At 33.0% G+C, this 24001-nt stretch carries 15 protein-coding genes; 6 read left to right on the forward strand and 9 right to left on the reverse strand.

All coding sequences use genetic code 11. The features are described from left to right. Nucleotides 1-26: 26 nt before the first annotated feature. Nucleotides 27-2249: a M1 family metallopeptidase gene (locus QZZ53_RS05920; protein ID WP_296382520.1), complete on the reverse strand. Its 2223-nt coding sequence runs from the start codon at nt 2247-2249 to the stop codon at nt 27-29. A 188-nt stretch (nt 2250-2437) separates the two neighbouring features. On the opposite strand from QZZ53_RS05920, the gene QZZ53_RS05925 reads away from it, so the two are divergent. The 3 genes from QZZ53_RS05925 (at nt 2438) to QZZ53_RS05935 (ending at nt 6570) form a co-directional block, all read left to right on the forward strand. Next, nucleotides 2438-2965 (forward strand): inorganic diphosphatase, encoded by a 528-nt coding sequence (locus QZZ53_RS05925; protein WP_296382521.1) that lies wholly within the window; start codon nt 2438-2440, stop codon nt 2963-2965. A gap of 120 nt (nt 2966-3085) precedes the next feature. Continuing rightward, on the forward strand, nt 3086-5506 hold the full coding sequence (locus QZZ53_RS05930; RefSeq protein ID WP_296382523.1) for a sodium-translocating pyrophosphatase: 2421 nt from the start codon (nt 3086-3088) through the stop codon (nt 5504-5506). A gap of 74 nt (nt 5507-5580) precedes the next feature. Beyond that, nucleotides 5581-6570, forward strand: a complete 990-nt coding sequence (locus QZZ53_RS05935; protein ID WP_296382524.1) for a phosphatase domain-containing protein — start codon at nt 5581-5583, stop codon at nt 6568-6570. Nucleotides 6571-6590: 20 nt separating this feature from the next. Here QZZ53_RS05935 and QZZ53_RS05940 read toward each other — a convergent pair whose 3' ends face one another. From QZZ53_RS05940 to QZZ53_RS05960, 5 genes are all read right to left on the reverse strand, one after another. Continuing rightward, the gene (locus QZZ53_RS05940) at nt 6591-8207 is read right to left on the reverse strand and encodes a glutamate synthase-related protein (protein ID WP_296382525.1); all 1617 of its coding nucleotides are present in this window, start codon (nt 8205-8207) and stop codon (nt 6591-6593) included. A 150-nt stretch (nt 8208-8357) separates the two neighbouring features. Continuing rightward, nucleotides 8358-8972, reverse strand: a complete 615-nt coding sequence (locus tag QZZ53_RS05945; RefSeq protein ID WP_296382527.1) for a deoxynucleoside kinase — start codon at nt 8970-8972, stop codon at nt 8358-8360. A gap of 3 nt (nt 8973-8975) precedes the next feature. Beyond that, on the reverse strand, nt 8976-9758 hold the full coding sequence (locus QZZ53_RS05950) for a hypothetical protein (RefSeq protein ID WP_296382529.1): 783 nt from the start codon (nt 9756-9758) through the stop codon (nt 8976-8978). Between the two features lie 156 nt (nt 9759-9914). Next, complete coding sequence (locus QZZ53_RS05955) at nt 9915-10598, reverse strand: response regulator transcription factor (RefSeq protein WP_296382531.1); 684 nt, start codon at nt 10596-10598, stop codon at nt 9915-9917. Next, a complete protein-coding gene (locus QZZ53_RS05960) occupies nt 10591-12126 on the reverse strand; it encodes an ATP-binding protein (RefSeq protein WP_296382533.1) in 1536 nt (511 codons plus the stop codon). The genes QZZ53_RS05955 and QZZ53_RS05960 overlap by 8 nt, the downstream gene beginning before the upstream one ends. Nucleotides 12127-12250: 124 nt before the next feature. On the opposite strand from QZZ53_RS05960, the gene QZZ53_RS05965 reads away from it, so the two are divergent. The 3 genes from QZZ53_RS05965 (at nt 12251) to QZZ53_RS05975 (ending at nt 17042) form a co-directional block, all read left to right on the forward strand. Then, nucleotides 12251-13123, forward strand: coding sequence for a GLPGLI family protein (locus tag QZZ53_RS05965; RefSeq protein WP_296382537.1), 873 nt, complete (start codon nt 12251-12253; stop codon nt 13121-13123). 158 nt (nt 13124-13281) lie between these two features. After that, nucleotides 13282-14199 (forward strand): GLPGLI family protein, encoded by a 918-nt coding sequence (locus QZZ53_RS05970; protein ID WP_365940373.1) that lies wholly within the window; start codon nt 13282-13284, stop codon nt 14197-14199. 68 nt (nt 14200-14267) lie between these two features. Next, a complete protein-coding gene (locus tag QZZ53_RS05975) occupies nt 14268-17042 on the forward strand; it encodes a carboxypeptidase regulatory-like domain-containing protein (protein WP_296382539.1) in 2775 nt (924 codons plus the stop codon). Between the two features lie 81 nt (nt 17043-17123). On the opposite strand, the gene QZZ53_RS05980 is transcribed toward QZZ53_RS05975, so the two are convergent. The 3 genes from QZZ53_RS05980 to metK all read right to left on the reverse strand — a co-directional run bounded on the left by QZZ53_RS05980 (nt 17124) and on the right by metK (nt 23871). Beyond that, on the reverse strand, nt 17124-18950 hold the full coding sequence (locus tag QZZ53_RS05980; protein WP_296382542.1) for a hypothetical protein: 1827 nt from the start codon (nt 18948-18950) through the stop codon (nt 17124-17126). A gap of 244 nt (nt 18951-19194) precedes the next feature. After that, nucleotides 19195-22446 (reverse strand): S41 family peptidase, encoded by a 3252-nt coding sequence (locus tag QZZ53_RS05985; RefSeq protein ID WP_296382545.1) that lies wholly within the window; start codon nt 22444-22446, stop codon nt 19195-19197. Nucleotides 22447-22617: 171 nt separating this feature from the next. Beyond that, nucleotides 22618-23871, reverse strand: coding sequence for a methionine adenosyltransferase (gene metK, locus QZZ53_RS05990; protein WP_296382547.1), 1254 nt, complete (start codon nt 23869-23871; stop codon nt 22618-22620). Nucleotides 23872-24001: the final 130 nt, after the last annotated feature.

Here is a 24001-nt window from a genome sequence, read left to right on the forward strand (position 1 = left end):
TTTTAATAACGAGATAAGAAGAGGTTTTAATTCTTACTCTTATTTTTAAATTTATCAAAATCAGAAGCTTCTTCCACTTTAGGGAAACTGTTGTTTTTGGTGTCCGTATCGGCAAATTCAAAATTAGGATCTAAAACTACTTTTTCGACTTGCTTTGTTTTTATAAATGTTTTTGTGATTTCATATTCATTCAATCTCCATATTTCTGCTGGTAATACATCAATTTCACTAGTTCCATCAGTGTATTGCCATTCAATTGAAAGTGGCATAATTAAACCTCCAATATTTTTAACAGTAATCTCATAAATATTCTTACCATAGAGTTGTTTTCTTATTTTTGGTTCGTTCATTCTTGATAAAAACTGTCCATAAGCTTGGTCTGGTGTAGTTGTCATTGTGATTGTTTCTGGACCACCACCAAAATCTTTTGTGTTTTCACCTGCGTTTTCTGCTTTAATATTTGCTTTTGTAATCGTGTTTTTGTTTTCGATATTCTCTTCATTGGTAACGGTAAACCATTTTACATTAGTGAGCTCCATATCTACATTATCAGTGGTGAAAAACCAACCTCTGTAAAACCAATCTAAATCAACTGCTGTGGCATCTTCTAGTGTTCTAAATAAATCAGCAGGATTTGGGTGTTTGTATTTCCAGCGATTAGCATATTCTTTAAAAGCTTGATCAAATAATTCTTTACCTACAATAGAATTACGCAACATTTGTAAACCTACCGTAGGTTTTAGATAATAATTAGCACCAAACTGAGATAATAAATCATTATCTGAAGTTGTCATAATTGGACGCATTATACTTTTATCACCACTCATAAAAGGAACAATACTTTTAGATTCAGTATGAGGATAATTTGGGTAACGTTCTTCCATAGTACGTTGACTAATAAAGGTGTTTAAACCTTCGTCCATCCACATCCATTGACGTTCATCTGAGCTTACAATCATAGGAAACCAATTGTGCCCTACTTCATGAACAATCGTGCCAATCATTCCTGCTTTAGCATTATCACTCATTTTTCCGTTAACTGGTCGTCCTCCATTAAAACTAATCATAGGGAATTCCATTCCTATATTAGAGGTGTTTACTGAAATCGCGACTGGATAAGGGTATTCAAAAACGGCTTCAGAAAAGACTTCTAAGGCATTTTTTACCGCTAGTGTTGAAGATTCACTCCAAACAGGTAGCCCTTCTTTAGGATAAAAAGACATTGCCATTACTGTATGCGTTTCTAATGGTACTGCTTGTGCATCCCAAATAAATTTACGCGACGATGCAAATGCAAAGTCACGTACGTTTTCTGCTCTATACTTCCAGGTTTTAGTCTTGTTTGTTTTTTCTTTTTCGTTGGCTTTGGCTTCTTCTGGAGTTACAATCATTAAAGGTTTATCAATTGATTTTCTGGCTTTTGCTATTCGTTGCTGCTGTACCTTAGATAGAACATCAGTTTCATTTTTTAAATCTCCTGTTGAGGCAACTATATGATCTGCTGGTACAGTGATTTCAACATCATAATCACCAAATTCTAATGCAAATTCACCTAGTTTCTGAAATTGTTTATTTTGCCATCCTTCGGTATCATTATAAACAGCTAGTCTTGGAAACCAATGTGCAATAAGGTAAACGGTATTATTATCTTCTGGGAAGTATTCATAACCTTCTCGAGACAATAAGTACATGCTTCGATCAGTAATGTGATAAGACCAACCTATAGAAAAAATCAACGATTCACCTGATTTTAAAGGTTCGTTTAGAAGCACTTTCATCATCGTATTGTTAACTAAAGATTTTATTGCATTGCCATTACTATCTTTAATATACTTTATAGAATAACCAGCCGGAAAATCAATAGCACGAGTCAGAAATTGCATATGACGTGTATTCATTGAGTCACGCACATTACCGAAGGCATAACCAAAATCCTCATTTTCTTTTTTGTTTACGTTTTGCTCTAATTGTATCCATAAATAGGATAGGTCATCTGGCGAATTATTGTAGTAAGTAATAGTTTCATCACCACTTATAGTATTATTTTTTTCATCGAGTTTAGCCTTGATTTTATAATCTGCGTGTTGTTGCCAATACGCTTTTCCTGGTGCACCACTTGCAGAACGATATACATTAGGTTGTGGAATTAGATTATCTATTGGTTCAAATTTGCCTTGGTAATTTTGGTCTTGAGCAAAAGAAGATGAGAAAATTAAAATTGAAAGTAAAAATGTGAATAAACGATTCATGATTTTATCAATTAATGAAGTTGAAGAGCAAGATAGTAATTTAGTGAAAAGATATTAGGGATTTGAAAACTGATTTTTGTTTTTTGTTGGTGAAAATTAATCACTTGCATATATTTGTAGCCTGAAAAAGCAGTAGAATATTTCATTAATATCACAATGCTTTTTTGAAATAATAAAACAAATTTAAGATGTCAAAAAAAGAAGAATTAACCTTCGATGTATTAATAGAGATACCAAAAGGAAGTCGTAATAAATATGAGTACGATTTCACATTAAACAAAATACGTTTTGATCGTATGCTTTTCTCATCGATGATGTATCCAGGTGATTATGGGTTTATACCAGAAACTTTGGCTTTAGATAAAGATCCTTTAGATGTTTTAGTAATGGGAGCTGAACCTACATATCCAATGGTTGTTATGGAAGTAAGACCAATTGGTGTATTTCATATGACTGATGAAAAAGGACCAGATGAAAAAATTATTTGTGTACCAGTTTCCGATCCTATCTGGAGTAATAATAAAGATATAAGTGATTTAAATCCGCATAGATTAAAAGAAATTGAACATTTCTTTAAAGTTTATAAAGACTTAGAGAAAAAGAAAGTTGATACAGGTGGTTGGGGAAATGCAGATGAGGCTGTGAAAATTTACCACGAATGTGTTAAGCGCTACGATGAAAGTGAACATAAAAAGAAGCGCACTTTCACTATTTAAATATTGGTTAATCAATTAGAATATGAGACCCTTTTACATTGAACGTAAAAGGGTTTTTCTATTAACTTTCATTTTACTACTTTTGCCCAGCTAAAAACTAATCAAATTAAAATTTAGAATATGGAGTCAATGATGATTTACATGCCAATAGCTTTGGCAATTTTAGGATTAATTTACATGGTTGTAAAACAATCATGGGTTATGAAACAAGATGCAGGAGATGGTAAGATGAAAGAAATTTCGGATCACATTTACGAAGGAGCGTTAGCGTTCTTAAATGCTGAATATAGATTACTTGCAATTTTTGTTGTAATCGTATCTATTTTACTAACTATAGTTTCTTTTGTAGTGCCAACAACACATTGGTTAATCGTCATCGCTTTTATTTTTGGTGCTGTATTTTCTGCTTACGCTGGAAATATAGGAATGAAAATAGCAACCAAAACAAACGTTAGAACAACTCAAGCTGCTCGTACAAGTTTGCCAAATGCACTTAAAATCTCTTTTGGAGGTGGAACCGTAATGGGACTTGGTGTTGCAGGCTTAGCTGTATTAGGTTTAACAGCGTTCTTTATATTTTTCTTTCACTTCTTTATGGGAGGTGAATGGACTAACACAATGGATATGACTATTGTATTGGAAACACTTGCTGGTTTCTCTCTTGGAGCTGAATCTATTGCTCTTTTTGCAAGAGTTGGTGGTGGAATCTACACGAAAGCTGCTGATGTTGGTGCTGATTTAGTAGGTAAAGTTGAAGCAGGTATTCCTGAAGATGATCCTCGTAATCCTGCTACAATTGCAGATAACGTTGGTGATAATGTAGGTGATGTTGCAGGTATGGGAGCCGATTTATTTGGATCTTATGTGGCAACAGTATTAGCTGCTATGGTTCTAGGAAACTATGTGATTAAAGATATGGGTGGATCTGTTGCTGATGCTTTTGGAGGTATTGGTCCAATCTTATTACCAATGGCAATTGCTGGTGTAGGAATAATAATTTCTATCATCGGAACAATGTTGGTGAAAATAAAAAGTAATGATGCTAAAGAATCTCAAGTAATGGGAGCTTTAAATATTGGTAACTGGACATCTATTGTTTTAGTAGCTGTGTCATGTTTTGGTTTAGTAACTTGGATGTTACCTGAAACAATGCAAATGAATTTCTTTGGAGAAGGTTTACAAGAAATTTCTTCAATGCGAGTATTCTATGCAACCTTAGTTGGTTTAGTTGTTGGAGCAGTTATTTCTTCTGTTACCGAATACTACACAGGATTAGGAAAAAGCCCAATCTTGAAAATCGTTCAACAATCATCTACAGGAGCAGGAACAAACATTATTGCTGGTTTAGCAACTGGTATGATTTCTACATTCCCTTCAGTATTATTATTTGCTGGAGCAATTTGGGCATCTTATGCTTTTGCAGGATTCTATGGTGTAGCTTTAGCAGCTTCTGCAATGATGGCAACTACAGCTATGCAATTAGCGATTGATGCTTTCGGACCTATTTCTGATAATGCAGGTGGTATTGCTGAAATGAGTGAACAAGAACCTATCGTAAGAGAACGTACAGATATATTAGATTCAGTTGGTAATACAACTGCTGCAACAGGAAAAGGATTTGCTATTGCTTCTGCAGCATTAACGTCATTAGCATTATTTGCTGCTTACGTAACCTTTACTGGAATTGACGGAATTAACATCTTTAAAGCACCAGTATTAGCAATGTTATTTGTTGGTGGTATGGTACCAGTAGTATTCTCTGCTTTAGCAATGAATGCTGTAGGTAAAGCTGCCATGGAAATGGTAGAAGAAGTACGTCGTCAGTTTAGAGACATTCCTGGAATTATGGAAGGTACTGGGAAACCAGAATATGATAAATGTGTTGATATTTCTACTAAAGCGTCTTTAAAAGAAATGATGTTACCAGGTTTATTAACTATTGGATTCCCATTAGTAATTGCTTTTGTACCAATGTTATTCGGTATGGACAATCTAGCTATTGCTGAAATGTTAGGTGGTTATATGGCTGGTGTAACAGTTTCTGGAGTATTATGGGCAATCTTCCAAAACAATGCTGGAGGTGCTTGGGATAACGCTAAGAAATCTTTTGAAGCTGGTGTTGAGATTAATGGTGAAATGACATACAAAGGTTCTGACGCTCACAAAGCAGCTGTAACTGGTGATACTGTTGGAGATCCTTTTAAAGATACATCTGGACCATCAATGAATATCTTAATCAAATTAACTTGTTTAATAGGTTTAGTAATCGCTCCTATCTTAGGTGGTCACGCTTCTGAAACTGCAATGGCTAATAATGAAGAAGATGTTTCAATAGAAATGACTGTTGAATCTAAAGACGTAGCTAAGGCGACTGTTGATTATATAGTAATGAAAGAAGATGGAAAAGTAGTTGAAACTATTGTTTTTGAAGGTACTATGTCTGAGGTAGAAAGTAAATTAAAAGCTTTTGAAGCATCATTAACTAATGAAGCCGGTGAAGTTGAAAAAGTTATAGAGAAAATAGATATAACGAAAGGATAATATTTTATTATTTCGTTTTAAAGCCACACAATTCGTGTGGCTTTTTTTATTTTTATAACCTGTAGTTTATCTAAATGTTTAAGAAAGACCCTTTACAAATCATTCCTTTTTATACTTATGGTACAAAATCGCACTTGTATCTAAAGGGAAGAGCATTAGAAGATGAGGATATAGATTTAGATAAAAAAGGATGGTTCAATCTTTTTGTGAATTCTTGGAAGCGCTTCGAAACTGACGAAATTAGAAATACACCATTGTCAATAATTTTACCAAATGGCAAGATTATTAATTGTATTACTGATGCAGAAGGGTATTTTTTAGTAGATGAAACAACAGATGATATCTATGCTTTATTAGATGATGGTTGTTTAAATTATGTTGTGGCTTATGCGTCGGAGCATAAGAGAAAAATTCAACTTGAAAATCAATTTACCGGCAAAATGTTGGTGCCTAAATTAGATTCGAGTTTTGGAGTTATTAGTGATATTGATGACACGATATTACATACTGGTGTAACATCGCGATTAAAATGGAGAGTTATCGTAAATACACTATTTAAAACTCCACATAAGCGCAAAGCTTTAGAGGGATCTGCTGAGTTTTATCATTTATTACATCGTGGAAAATCGAATAAAGATGCCAATCCTATTTTTTATGTGAGTAATAGTCCTTGGAATTTATATCGTTATCTGGAGTTCTTTTTAAGGATGAACAATTTTCCAAAAGGTCCAATTCTACTAAGAGACTTTAGAATACCTTTTGATCGAACACCTAAAACTGAATTGGCTCATAAGTATCATGAAATATATAATATCCTTTATACATATCCAGACTTAAAATTTATTCTAATTGGAGATTGTGGAGAGAAAGATGCTTACATTTATTTAGATGTAGTTAAAGCGTTCCCAAATCGCATTTCAGCTATTTATCTTCGATCTGTTAATCATTCAAACAAAATGAAAAGGATTTCAGTATTATTCAAAAGTTATAAAGAAGTTCCTGTACTAATTGTCGAAAATAGCCATGATGCAGAAATGCATGCAAAAAATAAAGGATTTATCTAATTGATTAATTCATGTTAAACTCACTCTAGTATACCAGCGTAATTAATTCCTGTTAGTTTATGCATGTCTGTATCGAAAGTAGATAAATCATTATGATTAAACTTTGAAATATCATCATAACCACAAGATCTTGCGATTACTCTGATAAGGTTATTAGTAGCGTCAAAATAATTGTATAATTGTTTTGCAGATGAATCAATAATTAAACGACTACGAAGTGATTCTTTTTGTGTTGCAATTCCAACAGGACAGTTGTTAGACCCGCAAGCTCGCATCCCTAAACATCCAATAGCTTGTAAAGTAGAGTTTGAAACTGCAATAGCATCTGCACCTAGCATCATTGCTTTTGCAAAATCTTCAGCAACACGCAAGCCACCAGTAATAACTAAGGTTACATCTTTAGATCCTACTTTATCTAGATATTTTCTCGCTCTTGCAAGAGCAGGAATTGTTGGTACATTAATATGATCTCTCAAAATTGTTGGTGCAGAACCAGTTCCACCACCTCGACCATCGAGAATTATATAATCTACACCACAATCTAAAGCGAATTGAATATCTGCTTCAATGTGACTAGCCGCAATTTTAAAACCTATTGGAATTCCGCCAGTGCGTTCTCTTACTTTTTCTGAAAAATCTATAAAGTCTTGAACTGTATGAAAATTTGGATTTGCTGCTGGTGAAATAGCCGTTTCACCTTCTTTTAAACCTCTAACTTCAGCAATTTCTGCACTTACTTTATTTCCAGGTAAATGACCACCAGTTCCTGTTTTTGCACCTTGACCTCCTTTAAAATGGAAGGCTTGTACGTTGTCTAATTTGTCCCATGAAAACCCAAACTGTGCAGATGCTAATTCATAAAAATATTTTGAGTTGCTCTCTTGTTCTTCAGGAAGCATTCCTCCTTCACCAGAACAAATTCCTGTTCCAGCTAGTTCTGCACCTTTACTTAATGCAATTTTTGCTTCACGCGATAAAGCGCCAAAACTCATGTCACTTACAAAAAGTGGCATATCGAGTTCTAAAGGTTTTTTAGCATTCGAACCAATAACAACTTTCGTGGCTACATCTTCATGATCTAATAATGGTCTGGTTGCTAATTGAGCTGGTAAGAATTGAATATCATTCCATTTAGGTAATGTATTTCTATTAACTCCCATAGATGCTGAAAATCCATGATGTCCAATATTCTTTAAGCCATTTTGAGCGAGCTCCTTTATATAGCCTGTATAAGGTTCTGTATCTTCTGGATGAGTATCTGCATAAGCACCTAAATATTGATCGCGATTAAATGGTTGTGGGTGCTTGGTTTCAAATGCTACAATCTCATTTTCATCAACTAAAAGAGAGTCACCTTCTATATATTCTTGAAACTTATGAAGAACTTCTTTGTTATTATATTCTGAAACTCCCGTATCAACTCTATAATCCCAACCATGAACTCCACAAATAAGATTATGACCATCTACATAACCGTCAGACATTAATGCACCTCGATGAAGACATCTTCCGTATAATACAGAAATTCCGGTTTGATGTTTTGTGATTACTAAATCTGTGTTTTTAACTAATGCATGTATGGGTTGGTTTTCTTCAAGAGTAGAAATCTTGGCAATTTCAATTTTTTTGGTCGTCATGTTTTGGTTGTTTAGTTGCAGTAAGTTACAACCATTGGACGAGAAAGAATAGCACAAATTACAACAATACAGAAGTGTATTGTTTATGTATAGTTATTTAAATTATAGTTTATTAAAGAAAAGAGAGTTAAGTAAGGATATTAAAATAGACTAAAACAGACCATTTATCTGAGCATCAATTTTATTGATAATACCACCTAAATCTTCAGGGTTGGTAACAAAATCTAAATCATCCACATCAATAATTAATAAGTTGCCTTTATCGTATTTAGTAATCCAAGCTTCGTAACGTTCGTTTAATCGACTTAAATAATCAATACTTATTGTGTTCTCATAATCACGACCACGTTTATGAATTTGAGCTACTAAATTAGGAATAGAACTACGTAAGTATATCAATAAATCTGGACCTTTAACAAAAGATTCCATAAGTTCAAAAAGCGAAGAATAATTTTCAAAATCACGATTGGTCATTAAACCCATTGCGTGAAGGTTTGGTGCAAAAATATGGGCATCTTCATAGATAGTTCTGTCTTGTATAATGTCTTTACCACTATCATGAATTTGATTCACTTGGCGAAACCTGCTGTTTAAGAAATAGACCTGTAAATTAAAACTCCAACGTTCCATCTGATTGTAAAAATCATCTAAATAAGGATTGTCAACAACGTCTTCTAATTGTGCTTCCCACTTGTAGTGTTTAGCGAGTAATTTTGTGAGCGTTGTTTTACCAGCTCCTATATTTCCTGCAACGGCAACATGCATAATCTATTCTATTTTTAGTTGGTACTGACGTAGTGTTTCGTCGTCGTAAATATACAAGGTTTCATTGGTTACCAAAAACTGATTTATTAACAAATTTGCATGTTCAATAGACTGAATTTCTGTCTTGTTTTTTTGTAATATATGGAGTTGGTCTCCTTTTTTTAAAATCAAATGCGATTTACTAAATGCAAGACTTTCATAACCATCGTTAAGGTGTTTAGATATTAAACTTCCAAAATAATTGTAGGTATATAAAAAGTTTTCTGTAAGTAGATAGCAATTATTATAATCACTTTTAAGATCTAAAGCATTAGATTGCACAGGTACGGTTTTCAGTCTAACTTTATTGGTTTTATAATCATATAATTCTAACTGCTGTAAATCTTGATTAAAAACCCAAAGCGTATTATCAAAACCAGTAGAAATAAAGCTTACATTTTTATATGGTTGAATAGTGTTGAAGTCTATTTTATAAACTTCTGCTAAGCGATTATCAAGTATTACTGCGGTATTAAAATCTTTATAGAATAGATTTATTTTTAAAGAGTTAAATGCATTTGCTGAAGTAATTTCACCTAATTGAAAATTCGTATAGGTAATTGTAGTGTCTTTAGTTTTTTTATGGAAAGAATAATCTTCAGTCGTGTAATAAAGAGTTCCGAAGGTGTCAACACCAAAGATATTTTTTGCTTTTAAATTGGTTGAATCTTTTATGCTAGCTTTTACTTGTTGCTGGGAAAAGCAAGTAAAACCAAAAAGGAAAATTATATAAAATAGCTTTTGCATAGGATTAAGACAATATTTGAGGAAATTACAAAAATTGAACCATAATAGCTATGGAATCAATATTGTTTTGTCATTCTGAATTTATTTCAGCATCTCATATAGTTTTAGATTCTGAAACAAGTTCAGAATGACAATTATGCTACTTCTGAGTTTTAATTAAACCGTTAACTTATACCCAAACCCACGAACATTAATAATCTGAATGTTTTCATCTTTTTTAAGCTTCTTACGGAGTTTTGAAATAAAAACATCCATACTTCTAGCGGAAAAGAAATCATCTGTTCCCCAAAGCTTATTGAGTATTAAAGAACGATCTAAAACTTGATTTTTATTTTTTATAAGATGAAATAAAAGATGCGCTTCTCTATGTGTTAATTGATTTGGTTCTTCGTTTTGAAATTTCAATTGCTGCTTGGGAAAATCGAAACTATAATCACCAATACCTAAAACTGTAGAAGTTTTCTGAACTTGTGTTCGGTTTAATAAATTATGGATTCTAACAATAAGTTCTTCCATACTAAAAGGCTTCTTTAAATAGTCATTTCCTCCAATAGAAAAACCTTCAACAACATCTGCGGTTTGTGATTTTGCAGTTAAGAATATAATCGGAATAGCATCGTCAATAGCTCTTATTTCTTTGGCTAATGTAAAACCATCTTTTTTTGGCATCATTACATCTAGCACCAATAACTCTGGTGATTCCGATTGATATTTATCAAAAGCTCTTTCTCCATTATCACATAAGATGACTTCAAAATCTCTAGTCTCTAAACTTTCTTGTATAATTTGACCTAATGCAGCTTCATCTTCGGCCAACAATAATTTAATTTTATCAACCATATGGGAGAGTTATTTTAAACGTAGTTAAGTTTTTATTTAAATCTAAATCAATAGAGCCTTTATGTTTTTCTACGATGCTTTTTGTGTAATATAATCCAATTCCAAAGCCTTTAACGTCGTGAGTGTTGCCTTTAGGTACGCGATAAAATTTCTCAAATATTTTGTCTTTATTAATCTTAGATAACGTGTTTCCATTATCTGAAATTAGAATGTCAAAGCTTTTTGCTTTCGGAATTAAATCTATTGAAATGATATTGCCACCATACTTTACAGCATTATCTAAGATATTGTTTAAAGCATTTTCAAAATGAAACATATCGACTTTAGATAATATACTCTCAACTTTAAAATTCGTGTTAAATTCTTTCTCAGGAAATTGAATTCTATAGCGATTGGTTAAAGTATTAAGTAATTCTATAATGTCAACAGATTCTTTGTTGAACTTTATATTCTCACTATCTAGTGTTGCGGTTTCGAGCAGCTTCTCCACCATAATATTTAGTTTTCCTAGTTGTTCAGAAGATATTTTGAGATATTTTTTGGTTTTTTCTTTGTCTTCTATAACATTGAAGCTATTTATGCTTTCTAGTGCGACTCCAATAGTTGCAATAGGTGTTTTAAACTCGTGAGTGATATTACTGATGAGGTCGTTTTTAACTTCAGCAAGTTGCTTCTGATGCTTTATGACTTTTAATAAATAAAATAAACAGCTAATAACGGCTAGGACTAAAAGTGTAGAGATTAAGATACCGCCTAAAATACGTTTTAGAATGGTTTGCGTTTCATTTGTGAAACTGATTTGTAGTGTGCTTCCTTTAGGTAAGAAAGTAGATTTAGATGTTGTGCTTAATATGCCATTAGCTGGATGAATAGAATCATTCAATGTTACGCTTAAGTCCGACGGAAATTTTCTAAATGATTCTGCTTCGTCATAGTAAATTTTATGATTTACAGTTATACTTTTTCTCTCAAATTCAGTTTTCACTAAACTATCAATCACTTTTATATCTAAGGAGTCATTGCTAATAGAAATAATAACCTTAGAGGTTAACATCCCAAATTCTCTAATATTGGTGTTTCTATTGACACTATTAAGACTATCGGTTTTTAGTTTAAATTGATTTGTAGATAAGCGATTGTGTTTCTCTTCATGCTTTTTTGCTATAGAGTCTGCTATTAATCCTCTAACAACAGTTATGCCTTCGATGTGATTAATGTCTAAGGAATCAAGGTTCTTAAAGTCATTTTCAGATTCATCAATAGTTTTTAAAAATAATTCTAACTCACTACCTTCAGCAAAAGCATTTTTTTGTTGGTCACCTTCTAAGAAAATTCCTAAAGTCGTTCGTTCAGCTAAATCTGTATAATAATCATCTACAGCTTTATCTAAACTTATTTGTACTTCATTAATAAGTTGTTGTTTGTTGGTCTGATAGTTTTTATAATTCCAATAGACCTGAATAGCAATTGTGGCAATAATTACTACTACAATTGTATATAGAATCCACTTATATCGTTTATCATTCATACTTCAAAAGTATAAAGTTAATGTTTAGCAACATCAATCGGTTAACACACGTTAACGTTCATTAACGTACCATGAGGAAATGTTTATTGATATTTGTGATGTAAATAATTAAAAATTCAATCAAATGACAACAATTATTAGAGTTTTAGTTTTGGCATTAGTAGTAGTGTTTTCTACTGTTAATGCTCAGGATTTTCAAGGAATAGCCACTTATAAAACGCAACGAAAAGTGGACATTAAAATGGATAGCACTAGTACAGGTGTGTCTAAAGATATGCATGCCAAGATGATGGAGATGATGAAAAAACAATTTCAGAAAACCTATAAACTTACATTTAATAAAGAAGCGTCTTTATATAAAGAGGAAGAAAGTCTAGATAAGCCAAATACTGGTATGGGAGGCGGATTTCAAGTTGTTATGGTAGGTGGTGGAGGCGGATCTGATGTGTTATATAAAAACACAAAAGATCAACGCTATGCAGATCATAAAGATGCTATGGGAAAAATTTTCTTAATTAAAGATGCTATTGAAAAAATTGATTGGAAACTAGAATCCGACACAAAGCACATTGGAGAATATCAATGCTACAAAGCAACCTATACAAAGCAAGTAGAAGTTTTTGATGAGATGAGTTATAGCAGTAGTTCAAAAACGAAAGATGAAGATGAAAAAGAAAAAGAGCCAAAAATGGAAGAGCGAACTGTAACTGCATGGTACACTCCACAGATTCCTGTAAATAATGGGCCAGCTATGTACCAAGGATTACCTGGCTTAATACTAGAGGTGCATGATGGGAAATTGACTATTATTTGCAGTAAAATTGTTATTAATCCAGAAGAAAAAATTGAGATTAAGGAGCCAACAAAAGGGAAAGAGGTTAATCAAAAAAAGTACGATGCCATTATGGAAAAGAAAGAGAAGGAAATGATGGAACGTTATAGACCAAAAAAAGGAGGTAGAGATGGTGACAGTTTTAGTATAACAATTGGAGGTTAAACTCTTAACAAAAGTTTAACTAAATGTAGCTTTACTTTTTGGCATTTGACTAGTCTTATTCATTATTAATATATGTTTAATTTTAACAATGTTTAAGGTTTTTATGAATACAAATATTCTATTAAAGCCTTACTTTTGTTAGATAACATTAACCTTTTATGATGAAGATATCAATTTTAAAATTTTCACTTTTAGTAACAATTCTTTTTATAAGTACAGTTTCTTTTGCTCAAGATTTTCAGGGTAAAGCCTATTACCAAACCAAAACCACAATGGACATGGATCAGTTTGGTGGTAGAGATATGAGTCCAGAACGGAAGAAACAAATTCAAGAGCGAATGAAAAGTTTTTTGGAAAAGCAGTATATATTAACTTTCAATAAAACGGAATCTATTTATAAGGAAGATGAAAAGCTTGAAGCTCCAGGTGGAGGAGGTAGAGGATTTGGAGGCTTTGCAAGCAGTTTTAGTGGAGGTCCAAAATACAAAAATGTAAAATCTAAAGAGTTATTGCAAGATCAAGAGTTTTTCGGGAAGCAGTTTTTAATTAAAGACGAATTAAAAACTCTAGAATGGAAAATGGGATCAGAAACCAAGCAAATTGGTAAATACACGTGTTTTAAAGCGACAGCTACTAAAATAGTGGACCAGTTCGATTGGAGAAGTATGAGAAGACGAGGTGGAAATGATAAAGACAAGAAAAAGGAAGGTGAAGTAGCTAAAGATTCAACAAAGGTTAGTGAAGAGGCTAAAGCCAAGTTTGATGACCCAATGAGTGAAATAGAAGTACCTAAAACAATAGAAGTTACAGCTTGGTACACACCACAAATACCTATTAACCAAGGACCAGATGATTTTTGGGGTTTACCAGGTTTAATTTTAGAAATTAATGCAGATAAAACTACAATTTTATGCACTAAAATTGTAATGAATCCTGAGGAAAAAGAAGATATTGATAAGCCAGAAAAGGGTGATGAAGTTACTCAGGCAGAATATACTGAAATCATTACTAAGAAAATGAAAGAAATGCGTGAAATGTATGGTGGACGTCGAGGTCGTGGAGGTCGAAGACACTAAATTTCATTTTAATCAATGCAAGTTGATAATAGCATTTCATTAATCAATCAAAAAAAATTACAGAATACATGAAAAAATTATTAGCACTACTATTTGTAATAGTAGCAGGAAGTTCATTTGCTCAAATTAAAATGCAAGGTGTTGTAAAAGATAGTATTGGCTCACCTTTAGAACTTGCCAATATTATTGCTATAAACCAAGAAACAAGCGCTTTAGAATCTTATGCTATTACTAATGATAAAGGCAAGTATATCCTTTCGTTAGGGAAAAATGGGAAGTATAAAATACAAGTCAGTTATATTGGATTAAAAACGTTTGAAACTATTATTAGCACTAAAGAAGAAAACATCACAAAAGATTTTAAACTACTCCCAGATAATTCTTTAGATGCCGTAGAGCTAACTTACGATATGCCAGTAACTATTAAAGGAGATACATTGATATATAATGCAGATTCTTTTAAAAATGGTTCTGAGCGAAAATTAGAAGATGTATTAGAGAAACTTCCTGGTGTAGAAATAAATGAGGATGGGCAAGTTGAAGTTGAAGGCAAAGTCGTAAACAAACTCATGGTGAATGGGAAGGATTTCTTTGATGGTGATACTAAGCTTGCAACCAAGAATATTCCTTCTAATGCCGTAGATAAGGTACAGGTTTTACGTAATTACTCTGAAGTAGGTCAGATGAGTGGTGTACGAAATAACCAAGATAATGTGGCTATAAATATTAAACTGAAAGAAGGGAAGGAAAATTTCTGGTTTGGAGATGTTACTGCTGGAGGCGGTGTTGCTCCATCACCAAATGACGAGTTATATTTAGTGCAACCAAAGTTATTTTATTACAGCCCTAAATACAGTATCAACTTAATTGGTGATATGAATAATATTGGAGAAGTCGCTATTACAAACCGAGATCTTCGGAATTTTGGTGGAGGATTCAGAATGCCAAGTAATAATTCTGGTACCAGTATTAATTTAGGCAATAATGGACTTGGAGGCTTAACTAATATACAGAATGCACAAGAAGTAGTAACTAAACTTGCTGCTACTAATTTTAGTTATGCTCCTAACAAAGCATTAGATTTAAGTGGGTTTTTAATTTATAATAGTAGTCGATTAAGAACAAGAGAAGCAAGCTTTGTAGATTATATTGAAATTGAAGACGATCCAAATACTCCTATTGATGAGTCTGCAAATATTCCACCAGATGAAGCAACATCTCAGACTGGTAGAGAAGCGACTAACCAAGCTATTGCAAAGTTAAGTGCTAGTTATAAGCCTAATGTAAATAATCAATTAGATTATGATATTTTGGCTCGAATTTCTGATGATAAGGAAAGGCAGAATTTATTCTCTTCAGTTGTTGGTAATACAAACCAACTAGACGAGGCAAAGCCATACAGTATTAATCAGAATGTGAATTATTATTACACGCTTAATGAAAATAACATTTTTGCTTTTGAAGCACAGCATTTAATAAAAGATGAAGATCCATTCTATAATGCCTTATTAGTAAATGATCCAACAAATAATGATGCGACTAATCCTAGTGATAGAGATGCCTTTGATAACACGGCTTCTGGATTAGGTTTTAATCAAGATCAGTTTGGATATAACTTAAATCAAGAGCAACGGATTAAATCTAATCAGCTAGATGCCAAGTTAGATTACTTCAACATTTTAAATGCAAAAAGCAATATTAATTTTACGTTAGGTACAATTTTAAGTAAGCAAGAGTTTAACTCTAATTTATTTCAATTTTTAGATGATGGATCTTTATTCAACCCAACACCAACCTTTAATGATGGCTTAGATACCAATGATACGGAATACAATTTTAGCGATGTATATCTAGGTGTTCATTACAGGCTTAAAGTTGGTAAGTTCACTTTTACACCAGGATTGTCAATTCATGTATATAGTAATAAGAACACTCAGTTTGGAGCAACTTACGAAGATAATTTCTTTAGAGTATTACCAGATTTCGAAACACGTATTCAATTTAAAAAAAGTGAAAGTTTAAGACTTCGTTACAATATGCGAAACTCTTTTACTGATGTAACCAAATTAGCACAAGGTTTGGTGTTAAATAATTTTAACAGCATACAATATGGTGAACCAGAATTACAAAATGCATTATCTCATAATGTAAGCTTATTCTATAGCAGCTTTAATTTGTTTAATTATACGAATGTATTTGCAGGAGCTAATTACAGCAAAAATATAGATCAGATTAGATCGCTCACGGATTTTGAAAGTGTTATTAGAACAAGTTCATTCTTTAACTCGCAATTTGCAGATGAGAGTGCGAGTTTATTCGGGCGCGTTCAACGTACTTTTGGTAAAATTAGAGCGAGTCTAAGAACAAATTTTAATTATAGTAAACTTAACCAGTTTATACAAGGAAGTCAGTCTGTAAATGAAAGCTTTACACAAAGTTATACGCCAGAAATACGTACAAACTTTAGAGAAGCACCAAACGTGAGATTAAGGTATAGTTATACGGTTAGAGATAACGATCAAGGAGCAAATACCACTAAGTTTATTACTAGAGCTCCATCGATTGAGTTTGATGCTTATATCTGGGACGCTCTAACTTTTGTTACTGACTTTACCTATAATGAACAAGAAAGCAATGGGCAAAAGGATGCTTTTAAAACTTGGGATGCCTCTTTACGCTATAGAAAAAATAGAGATGCTAAATGGGAATATTCACTAAAAGCCTCTAATTTATTAGATATAGATTCTAATATCAGCAATGGTGCTGGTAATATTTCTGTATTTAGCTCAGAGACGTTTGTGCAACCAAGATTTGTTACTTTTAGGTTGACTTATACGTTGTAATCGATTGAGAAAATTGATAAAAAAAACCTTCGATTCCATAGGTTGGAAGCGAAGGCTTTTAATTGGTGTCTTTTCCGGTTTCTAGTTGTCTCTATAAACGTGTACAACTCCAGTTATGGTATGTGGATTTCCATCATAGTCTTCATAGTCTCCAGAGAAGTTAATGTCAATAAATTCACCAACTTCACCTAAAGCACTTAGGTTAAAGGTAATATTATTATTGGTGTCAGAAACACTAATACATTCGCCAATAAAGAAACCAGTGTCGTCGATTTCTCCAGTGCCATCAAAAACAAGATTATCATAAGTACCTAAATAATCAGGATTATTTAAAATACCATTCATATAAATACAAGTATTTTGGTCATTACTACTTCCAAAAATATCTAAAGATGGTCCATTAGAATTAGGTCCTTCAGGATAAAAATTAGCTGAGATGTTTTCAAAAATTAATGCTGTTTCATCATCATCAATGGTATATTGAATAAACTCATCAATAGAATTACAGGCACTTATTGTACCTATATTAGTTAATGGAGTTGTAAACGTATAATTAATACTATCTGTAACCTGAAGATTTACATAGTCACTACCTTTTATTCTAAAGGTGTTATCATCTTCACAGCGTAGCATGTTAATTTCAAACGTACCATCACTAACAGCATCAGTAAAAGTTTGGCCTCCATAACTTAATTGAACATAACCATCTGTAACCGCATTACCATCACAAGTATTAAAATTACCAATAACAGTTTCAGCAATAATATCTGTATTATCAGGTATTACTATAGATATACTAGAGTCAGCTGCAAATGGACCAATTGTACTTGTGAATAAAGGTGCTTCTCCACAGAAATCATAACTATAAACATTAAGTTCTAAGGTTTCATCACTTGGTACAAAACCACAAACTTCTCCATCTGAGTTAGTGTAACCATAAGTAGTTCCGAAAGTAGCACTAGTAATACTTACCCAAAGGTTACCAAGTGCATTAGTTTCATCATCAGTTGCTGTGATGCAAAGCGTAATGGCTTCAGCAGGAATATCGCAGTTCCAGAATGAGAAATGAGATACTGTACCAACATACATATTACCTTGCAAAGTGGCTTGTCCTTCTTCTTTCCAATACCCATTGACTTCGTCAAAATACCAAAGCGGAATTGAAGCTGGAGCTATTCCCATTAAACTTGCATCGACAGGAATTTTAATTTCAGAAGTAGAACCTTCAGGTAAATTTAAGTCTTCTCCATTGGTTCCTCTTAATTCAACTGTTAGCATACCTAATGTTTGTAACATGCGTTCTGCACCTGCTTCATTCTCTGCATATAACATACCTGGCATTTGCATTGCCATATCTTCATCTGCAGGATCTAAGTGATGCATAATCACATCTACAGAACCAGAATAGGCTGAGCCATCTTCTTTTATAAAATTACCATCTAAACTTACAGAGCTTCCATTGCCCATAGAGACGGTTTCAGAACTACCACTATTTACAGTGCCAATTACTGTAGCTTCAAGTAACATGATAGTAACCTTGTTTATCCCATTAGATGGCACTACAGCACGAGATCCATGAATATAACCTGCTTTATTTGCTTTTATATAACCAAAGCGTTCTTTAACGTTAGCATTATTAATTATAAAGACACCATTGCTATCTGTAGTTGCCGTTTCATTACCAATAGAAATTGTAACCCCTTCAATAGGATTCTTGTTCTTATCGATCACGTTACCAAGAAAATTTCTTGAAATAGTATTACCGAAATATTCTGAAAACGTTTCAGGAATGTTTTCTTGTTGTTCTCCGCCTATTGGATTGCCGTCATCTTTTAGACAAGACGTAACTGCGAGTGCAGAAAGCAAAAGCACTAAAATAAGATTGGGAAATTTTTTAATGTTTTTCATAGTGTGTTGATTTAATTGAGTTTTTGTTCATCTGAGTTGTTAACTCTTTGGTATAAAACAGTTTTAGCTATAGAATTCCTACCTAAATAGGTGAGAATTATTTGTAGAGTTAAAAAAACCCTCATAAAATAACTTTATGAGGGTTTCTTATATTTAATATAGACTTTAGAAGCATAAGATAATTTTTGTCTTATCAACTTAGTTTGGTTTCTCCCAAGTAACTAATTTAAATTACTAGAATATTTTAATTCTTTTTTAGTCCTTTGGCAGTTCTATCTTCCTTGCTAGGAGGAGGTACTGAAATAGCAGGATTCGTTTTTAAAAGTTTCATTACTTCTTCAACTACTTTTTCCATTTGAGGATCTCGTCCTTGACTTAAAATATTTGGATTATCCCAAACTTCATAGTCAGGTTTTACACCAATTCCTTCTGCAAACCAATCTCCATTGTTTAAATATAATCTAGCACCTGGTACTGTTATGCGGCCTCCATCAATTAAACGGTGACCAGTAGCCGGACCTACTAGTATTCCTAAGGTTCTTTCTCCTACAATAGGACCGCCATTTAGTTCTCTAAAAGCCCAAGGCAGGCCATCTCCACCAGAACCAGCCCAACCATTAATAAGCATACCCATTGGTCCAGTATTTGTTTTGTTTGGTGCTGTAGTATGTTTTCCATGGCGCCAGTATAAATTATAAATAGATGGACGTTTTAATAATTCTAAAAAACGATCAGCCAATTGACCACCTCCGTTAAAACGTTCATCAATAATAAAGCCTTCTTTATCTAATTGACCATAGAACATCTTAACTAATTCTAATTGCCCTTGACCACCTGTGTTAGACATATAAATATAGCCTAGTTTGCCACCAGATAAATTTTCTACCATTTTTCTATTGGATTCTATCCATTCGTGATATCGAAGTGTTCTTTCTTCACGTGGTGTAAGACATTTAACAACGAAATTTTTTGCATCCGAATCTTTACCAGTTTTACTAATGCTTATAGAAACAGTTTTGCCAGATAAACCATCGAAAGCTGCATAAGGTTCTTTGTTTATACTTACATCCATGCCGTTAACTCCAAGGATATAATCTCCAGTAGTTATATCTACTCCTGGTCTATCAAAAGGGGAACGCACCTCTGTATCCCAAAGTGCAGGTTTAACAATTCTTTTGATGCGATATTTGTTGTTATGCAATTCAAAATCAATCCCTAAAAAACCAGTTTGAATAAAATTAATTCTCTCAGAATCACCTCCAGAAGCATAAGTGTGTCCTGCGCTTAATTCTGCGTTTAGATTAGATTGAATATTTGTGACATCCCAACGTGTTCTTGCATCTTCAATTAATGCACCATAACGTGTTCTTAGTTCGTTCCAATCAACTTGTTGCATATCACTATCGTAAAAGAAATCGCGATGTCTTCTCCAAGTATCATTAAATATTTGTCTCCATTCTTCTTTTGGATTCCATTGCATCACCAAGTTTTTAGTAGAAATAGGGTCTTTAATTTTTTGTTTTGGCGCAGGTTTTATAATTCCATATTTCCCACTACTTCTCACAATTAATGATGAATTATCTGCTGTTGGTTTTACGCTTTGTATATTATCAATTATAGTTTCTTCTTCAAGCTTTTTTAAATCAAAGAGTTTCAAAGAAGGTTTATTGTCACGATCACCAGTTATCGGATATCTGGTATAAACAATTTTGCCATCAAAAGCATTAAGCGATCCTAAATTTCCTGATTTTGCTGGTAATATTGTAATTCTACTTTCAATATTATTCCAATCTATGACAAGAGGAGTTTCTGTTTTTTTATCCTCTTTTTTGTCTTCTGATTTATCAGGAGAATCTATTTTTACTTCATCATTTTTTGGAAGTAACAAGTACGGAGCATCTTTCGTTAGACTTAAAGCTGCTAATTGACTATTATTTGGATATATCCATGTGCCATCACCTAATCCACTGTAAGACGCATTAAAAGTTCTATCGGTAAGATAAAACAGATATTTACCATCAGTACTAAAAACGGGATCCCAATCTGAATAAAATCCGCTCGTAACCTGATGAACTTTGTTTTCAGTTAAACTATAAACAAAGATTGCATTATTTTGATTGTCAATAGTTTTAGTATAAGTAATCCATTTAGAATCATGAGCCCAATTAAAAGAAAATCCAAATCTTCCGCCATGACCATTGTTAAAAATATTATCATCAATTTTTGTTACTTTTTTAGAGGCCACATCAACGATATAGATATCGTTTTTTTCATCTATAAAAACCATTTTTTTACTATCTGGTGACCAATTTAAACTATAACCGAAACCACCATTGCGATTGGTAACCTTTGTTGTTTTTTTTGTCACTGTATTTTGTAAATGAATCTCATATTCGCCAGTTTTATCACTCCACCAAGCAATTTGTTTACCATCTGGCGACCAAGATGGATTTTGATCAAAAGCACTACTAGATTGCGTAATATTAACTACATAGCCTTCTTTGGCAGGAACATTGAATAATTCACCTCGAGCTTCAAAAACGATCCTCTTACCATCAGGTGAAGCACTCATGTTTTGTATACTGTTTCCAACATTTTTTATTTTTGGAATTTCAACAGATAAATCACTTACTACATTTACGTTAACCGCGTTGTATTTTTCTGTTTTAAGATCCATTAAGTATAATGTTCCACCTGTTTCAAAAACTAGAGCGTCAGAACTTGCGGAAATGTAGGTAATGTCAAAATCAGTAAAACTTGTAATAGCTCTAATACTTTTGTCTTTAGTATTATAAACCCAAATATTTCTACGCATCTCTTTATCTCTATCAGATAGAAAATAGATGTTATCACCAGACCAAGAAGGTTTACCATCATTTGCATGATCGCTGGTTATTTTTTCAGCTTTGTTTTTTTTTAAATCATGAATAATAATATCAGAGGTCAATCCTCCTCTATATCTTTTAAAAGGATAATTTTCGGTAATCTTAGTGATATATGCTAACTGATTACCATCGTCAGAAAAACTTGCTAATTCACCATAAGGAATGTTTAATTTATCTGGCATTCCACCTTTTTTTGAAATAAGAAAAAATTGTTGTGTTCTAGGCGTATTTATCTCTCTTCTAGAAGCAAACAGAATTTGTTTACCATCTGGATGCCAATCTAACATACGATCGGGAAATGAAGCATAAGTTATTCGATTTGGCACACCACCATTAACTGGCATAACATAGACATCGAGATTACCATTATAACTTGCAGTAAAAGCAATTTCCGATCCATCAGGCGAAAATTTAGGATAGGATTCTTCACCTTGAGAATGTGTTATTTGAATAGCTTGTCCGCCAGATCTAGGCATAATCCAGATATCTCCACCATACACAAACGTGATTTGCGTATCAGATACATCTACATGACGTATCAATTTAGCATTAATTTGACTGAATGATGTTAAGGTTGTAAAAGCTAATAGGAATGTAATTAATAGTCTCATAATTAATAATTTTGGTTATTATGTTAGGAAATAATAATGTAGACTATTTTGATAGTAGAAAAGTGGGAATACTTCAAAGTTAACTTATTTTATTTTTAGAAATGTAGAAGACTGAAAAAACCCTCACAACTTAATAGTTATGAGGGTTTAATATAATTTTAAACTTGGTTTTTAAATATCGAAGGCTTTTTTTACCTTATCTACATAGTCCAATTTTTCCCAAGTAAACAATTCCACATCTAAGGTAATTGGGTCTCCATTCGGTCGTTCAAAAGTTTTAGTAACAATCTCATTATGCCTTCCCATATGACCATAAGCTGCAGTTTCACTATATATTGGGCGACGTAATTTTAAACGACTCTCTATTGCAGCTGGTCGCATATCAAAAATCTCTGTTACCTTTTTAGCGATTTCACCATCAGTTAAATTAAATGGACAAGTACCATATGAGTCAATAAATATTCCCATCGGCTCAACGACACCAATTGCGTAAGAAACCTGTACTAAAACTTCGTCGCACAATCCTGCAGCAACTAAATTTTTAGCAATATGTCTTGTTGCATAAGCGGCACTGCGATCTACTTTACTTGGATCTTTTCCAGAAAACGCTCCTCCACCATGCGCGCCTTTTCCACCGTAAGTATCTACTATAATTTTACGACCTGTTAAACCTGAATCGCCATGAGGTCCACCAATTACAAATTTTCCAGTTGGGTTAATATGGTATTTAATATCATTATTAAATAAAGGCTTAATATGATCTGGCACTTTAGCAATAACTCTTGGAATTAAAATGGCTACAATATCTTTTCTAATCTTAGCCAACATTTTTTCTTCAGCATCAAAGTCATCATGTTGGGTGGAAACGACAATGGCATCGATTCGTTGTGGTGTATTATCATCACTATATTCAATGGTTACCTGACTTTTAGAATCTGGACGTAAATAAGTTATGTCTTTATTATCGCGACGTAATTCTGCTAATTCCTTCAAAATTAAATGCGAAATATCTAATGCCAAAGGCATAAAATTATTGGTTTCGTTAGTCGCGTAACCAAACATCATCCCTTGGTCACCAGCACCTTGTTCTTCTTTGGAAGCTCTGTCAACACCACGATTTATATCTTCTGATTGTTCATGTATAGCCGAAAGGACTCCACACGAATTACCATCAAACATATACTCACTTTTAGTGTAGCCTATTTTGTTAATGGTATCTCGAGCTATTTTTTGTACGTCCAAGTACGTATTAGACTTTACTTCACCAGCAAGTACAACCTGTCCAGTTGTCACCAAAGTTTCGCAAGCCACTTTAGATTCGGGGTCAAAGGCTAAAAAATTATCAATTAATGCATCACTGATTTGATCAGCAACTTTATCTGGATGGCCTTCAGAAACACTTTCTGAAGTAAATAAATATGGCATAAATCCTATTTTAGATTAAAGTTATTTAAGAAAAAAATTCAGATTGCTTGGTCGCTAGAGAAGTACAAAACTTACTGCTTTAGCATTTTTTGTTTCGGCTAAAATAAATTTAGCGTCAGAGGTTGCAATC

Source organism: Winogradskyella sp. (assembly GCF_016744625.1).
Lineage (GTDB): Bacteria > Bacteroidota > Bacteroidia > Flavobacteriales > Flavobacteriaceae > Winogradskyella.

Coding starts and splice junctions, on each gene's coding strand:
- QZZ53_RS05920 (WP_296382520.1), bottom strand. CDS start 2,249: ATGAATCGTTTATTCACATTTTTACTTTCAATTTTAATTTTCTCATCT.
- QZZ53_RS05925 (WP_296382521.1), top strand. CDS start 2,438: ATGTCAAAAAAAGAAGAATTAACCTTCGATGTATTAATAGAGATACCA.
- QZZ53_RS05930 (WP_296382523.1), top strand. CDS start 3,086: ATGGAGTCAATGATGATTTACATGCCAATAGCTTTGGCAATTTTAGGA.
- QZZ53_RS05935 (WP_296382524.1), top strand. CDS start 5,581: ATGTTTAAGAAAGACCCTTTACAAATCATTCCTTTTTATACTTATGGT.
- QZZ53_RS05940 (WP_296382525.1), bottom strand. CDS start 8,207: ATGACGACCAAAAAAATTGAAATTGCCAAGATTTCTACTCTTGAAGAA.
- QZZ53_RS05945 (WP_296382527.1), bottom strand. CDS start 8,972: ATGCATGTTGCCGTTGCAGGAAATATAGGAGCTGGTAAAACAACGCTC.
- QZZ53_RS05950 (WP_296382529.1), bottom strand. CDS start 9,758: ATGCAAAAGCTATTTTATATAATTTTCCTTTTTGGTTTTACTTGCTTT.
- QZZ53_RS05955 (WP_296382531.1), bottom strand. CDS start 10,598: ATGGTTGATAAAATTAAATTATTGTTGGCCGAAGATGAAGCTGCATTA.
- QZZ53_RS05960 (WP_296382533.1), bottom strand. CDS start 12,126: ATGAATGATAAACGATATAAGTGGATTCTATATACAATTGTAGTAGTA.
- QZZ53_RS05965 (WP_296382537.1), top strand. CDS start 12,251: ATGACAACAATTATTAGAGTTTTAGTTTTGGCATTAGTAGTAGTGTTT.
- QZZ53_RS05970 (WP_365940373.1), top strand. CDS start 13,282: ATGATGAAGATATCAATTTTAAAATTTTCACTTTTAGTAACAATTCTT.
- QZZ53_RS05975 (WP_296382539.1), top strand. CDS start 14,268: ATGAAAAAATTATTAGCACTACTATTTGTAATAGTAGCAGGAAGTTCA.
- QZZ53_RS05980 (WP_296382542.1), bottom strand. CDS start 18,950: ATGAAAAACATTAAAAAATTTCCCAATCTTATTTTAGTGCTTTTGCTT.
- QZZ53_RS05985 (WP_296382545.1), bottom strand. CDS start 22,446: ATGAGACTATTAATTACATTCCTATTAGCTTTTACAACCTTAACATCA.
- metK (WP_296382547.1), bottom strand. CDS start 23,871: ATGCCATATTTATTTACTTCAGAAAGTGTTTCTGAAGGCCATCCAGAT.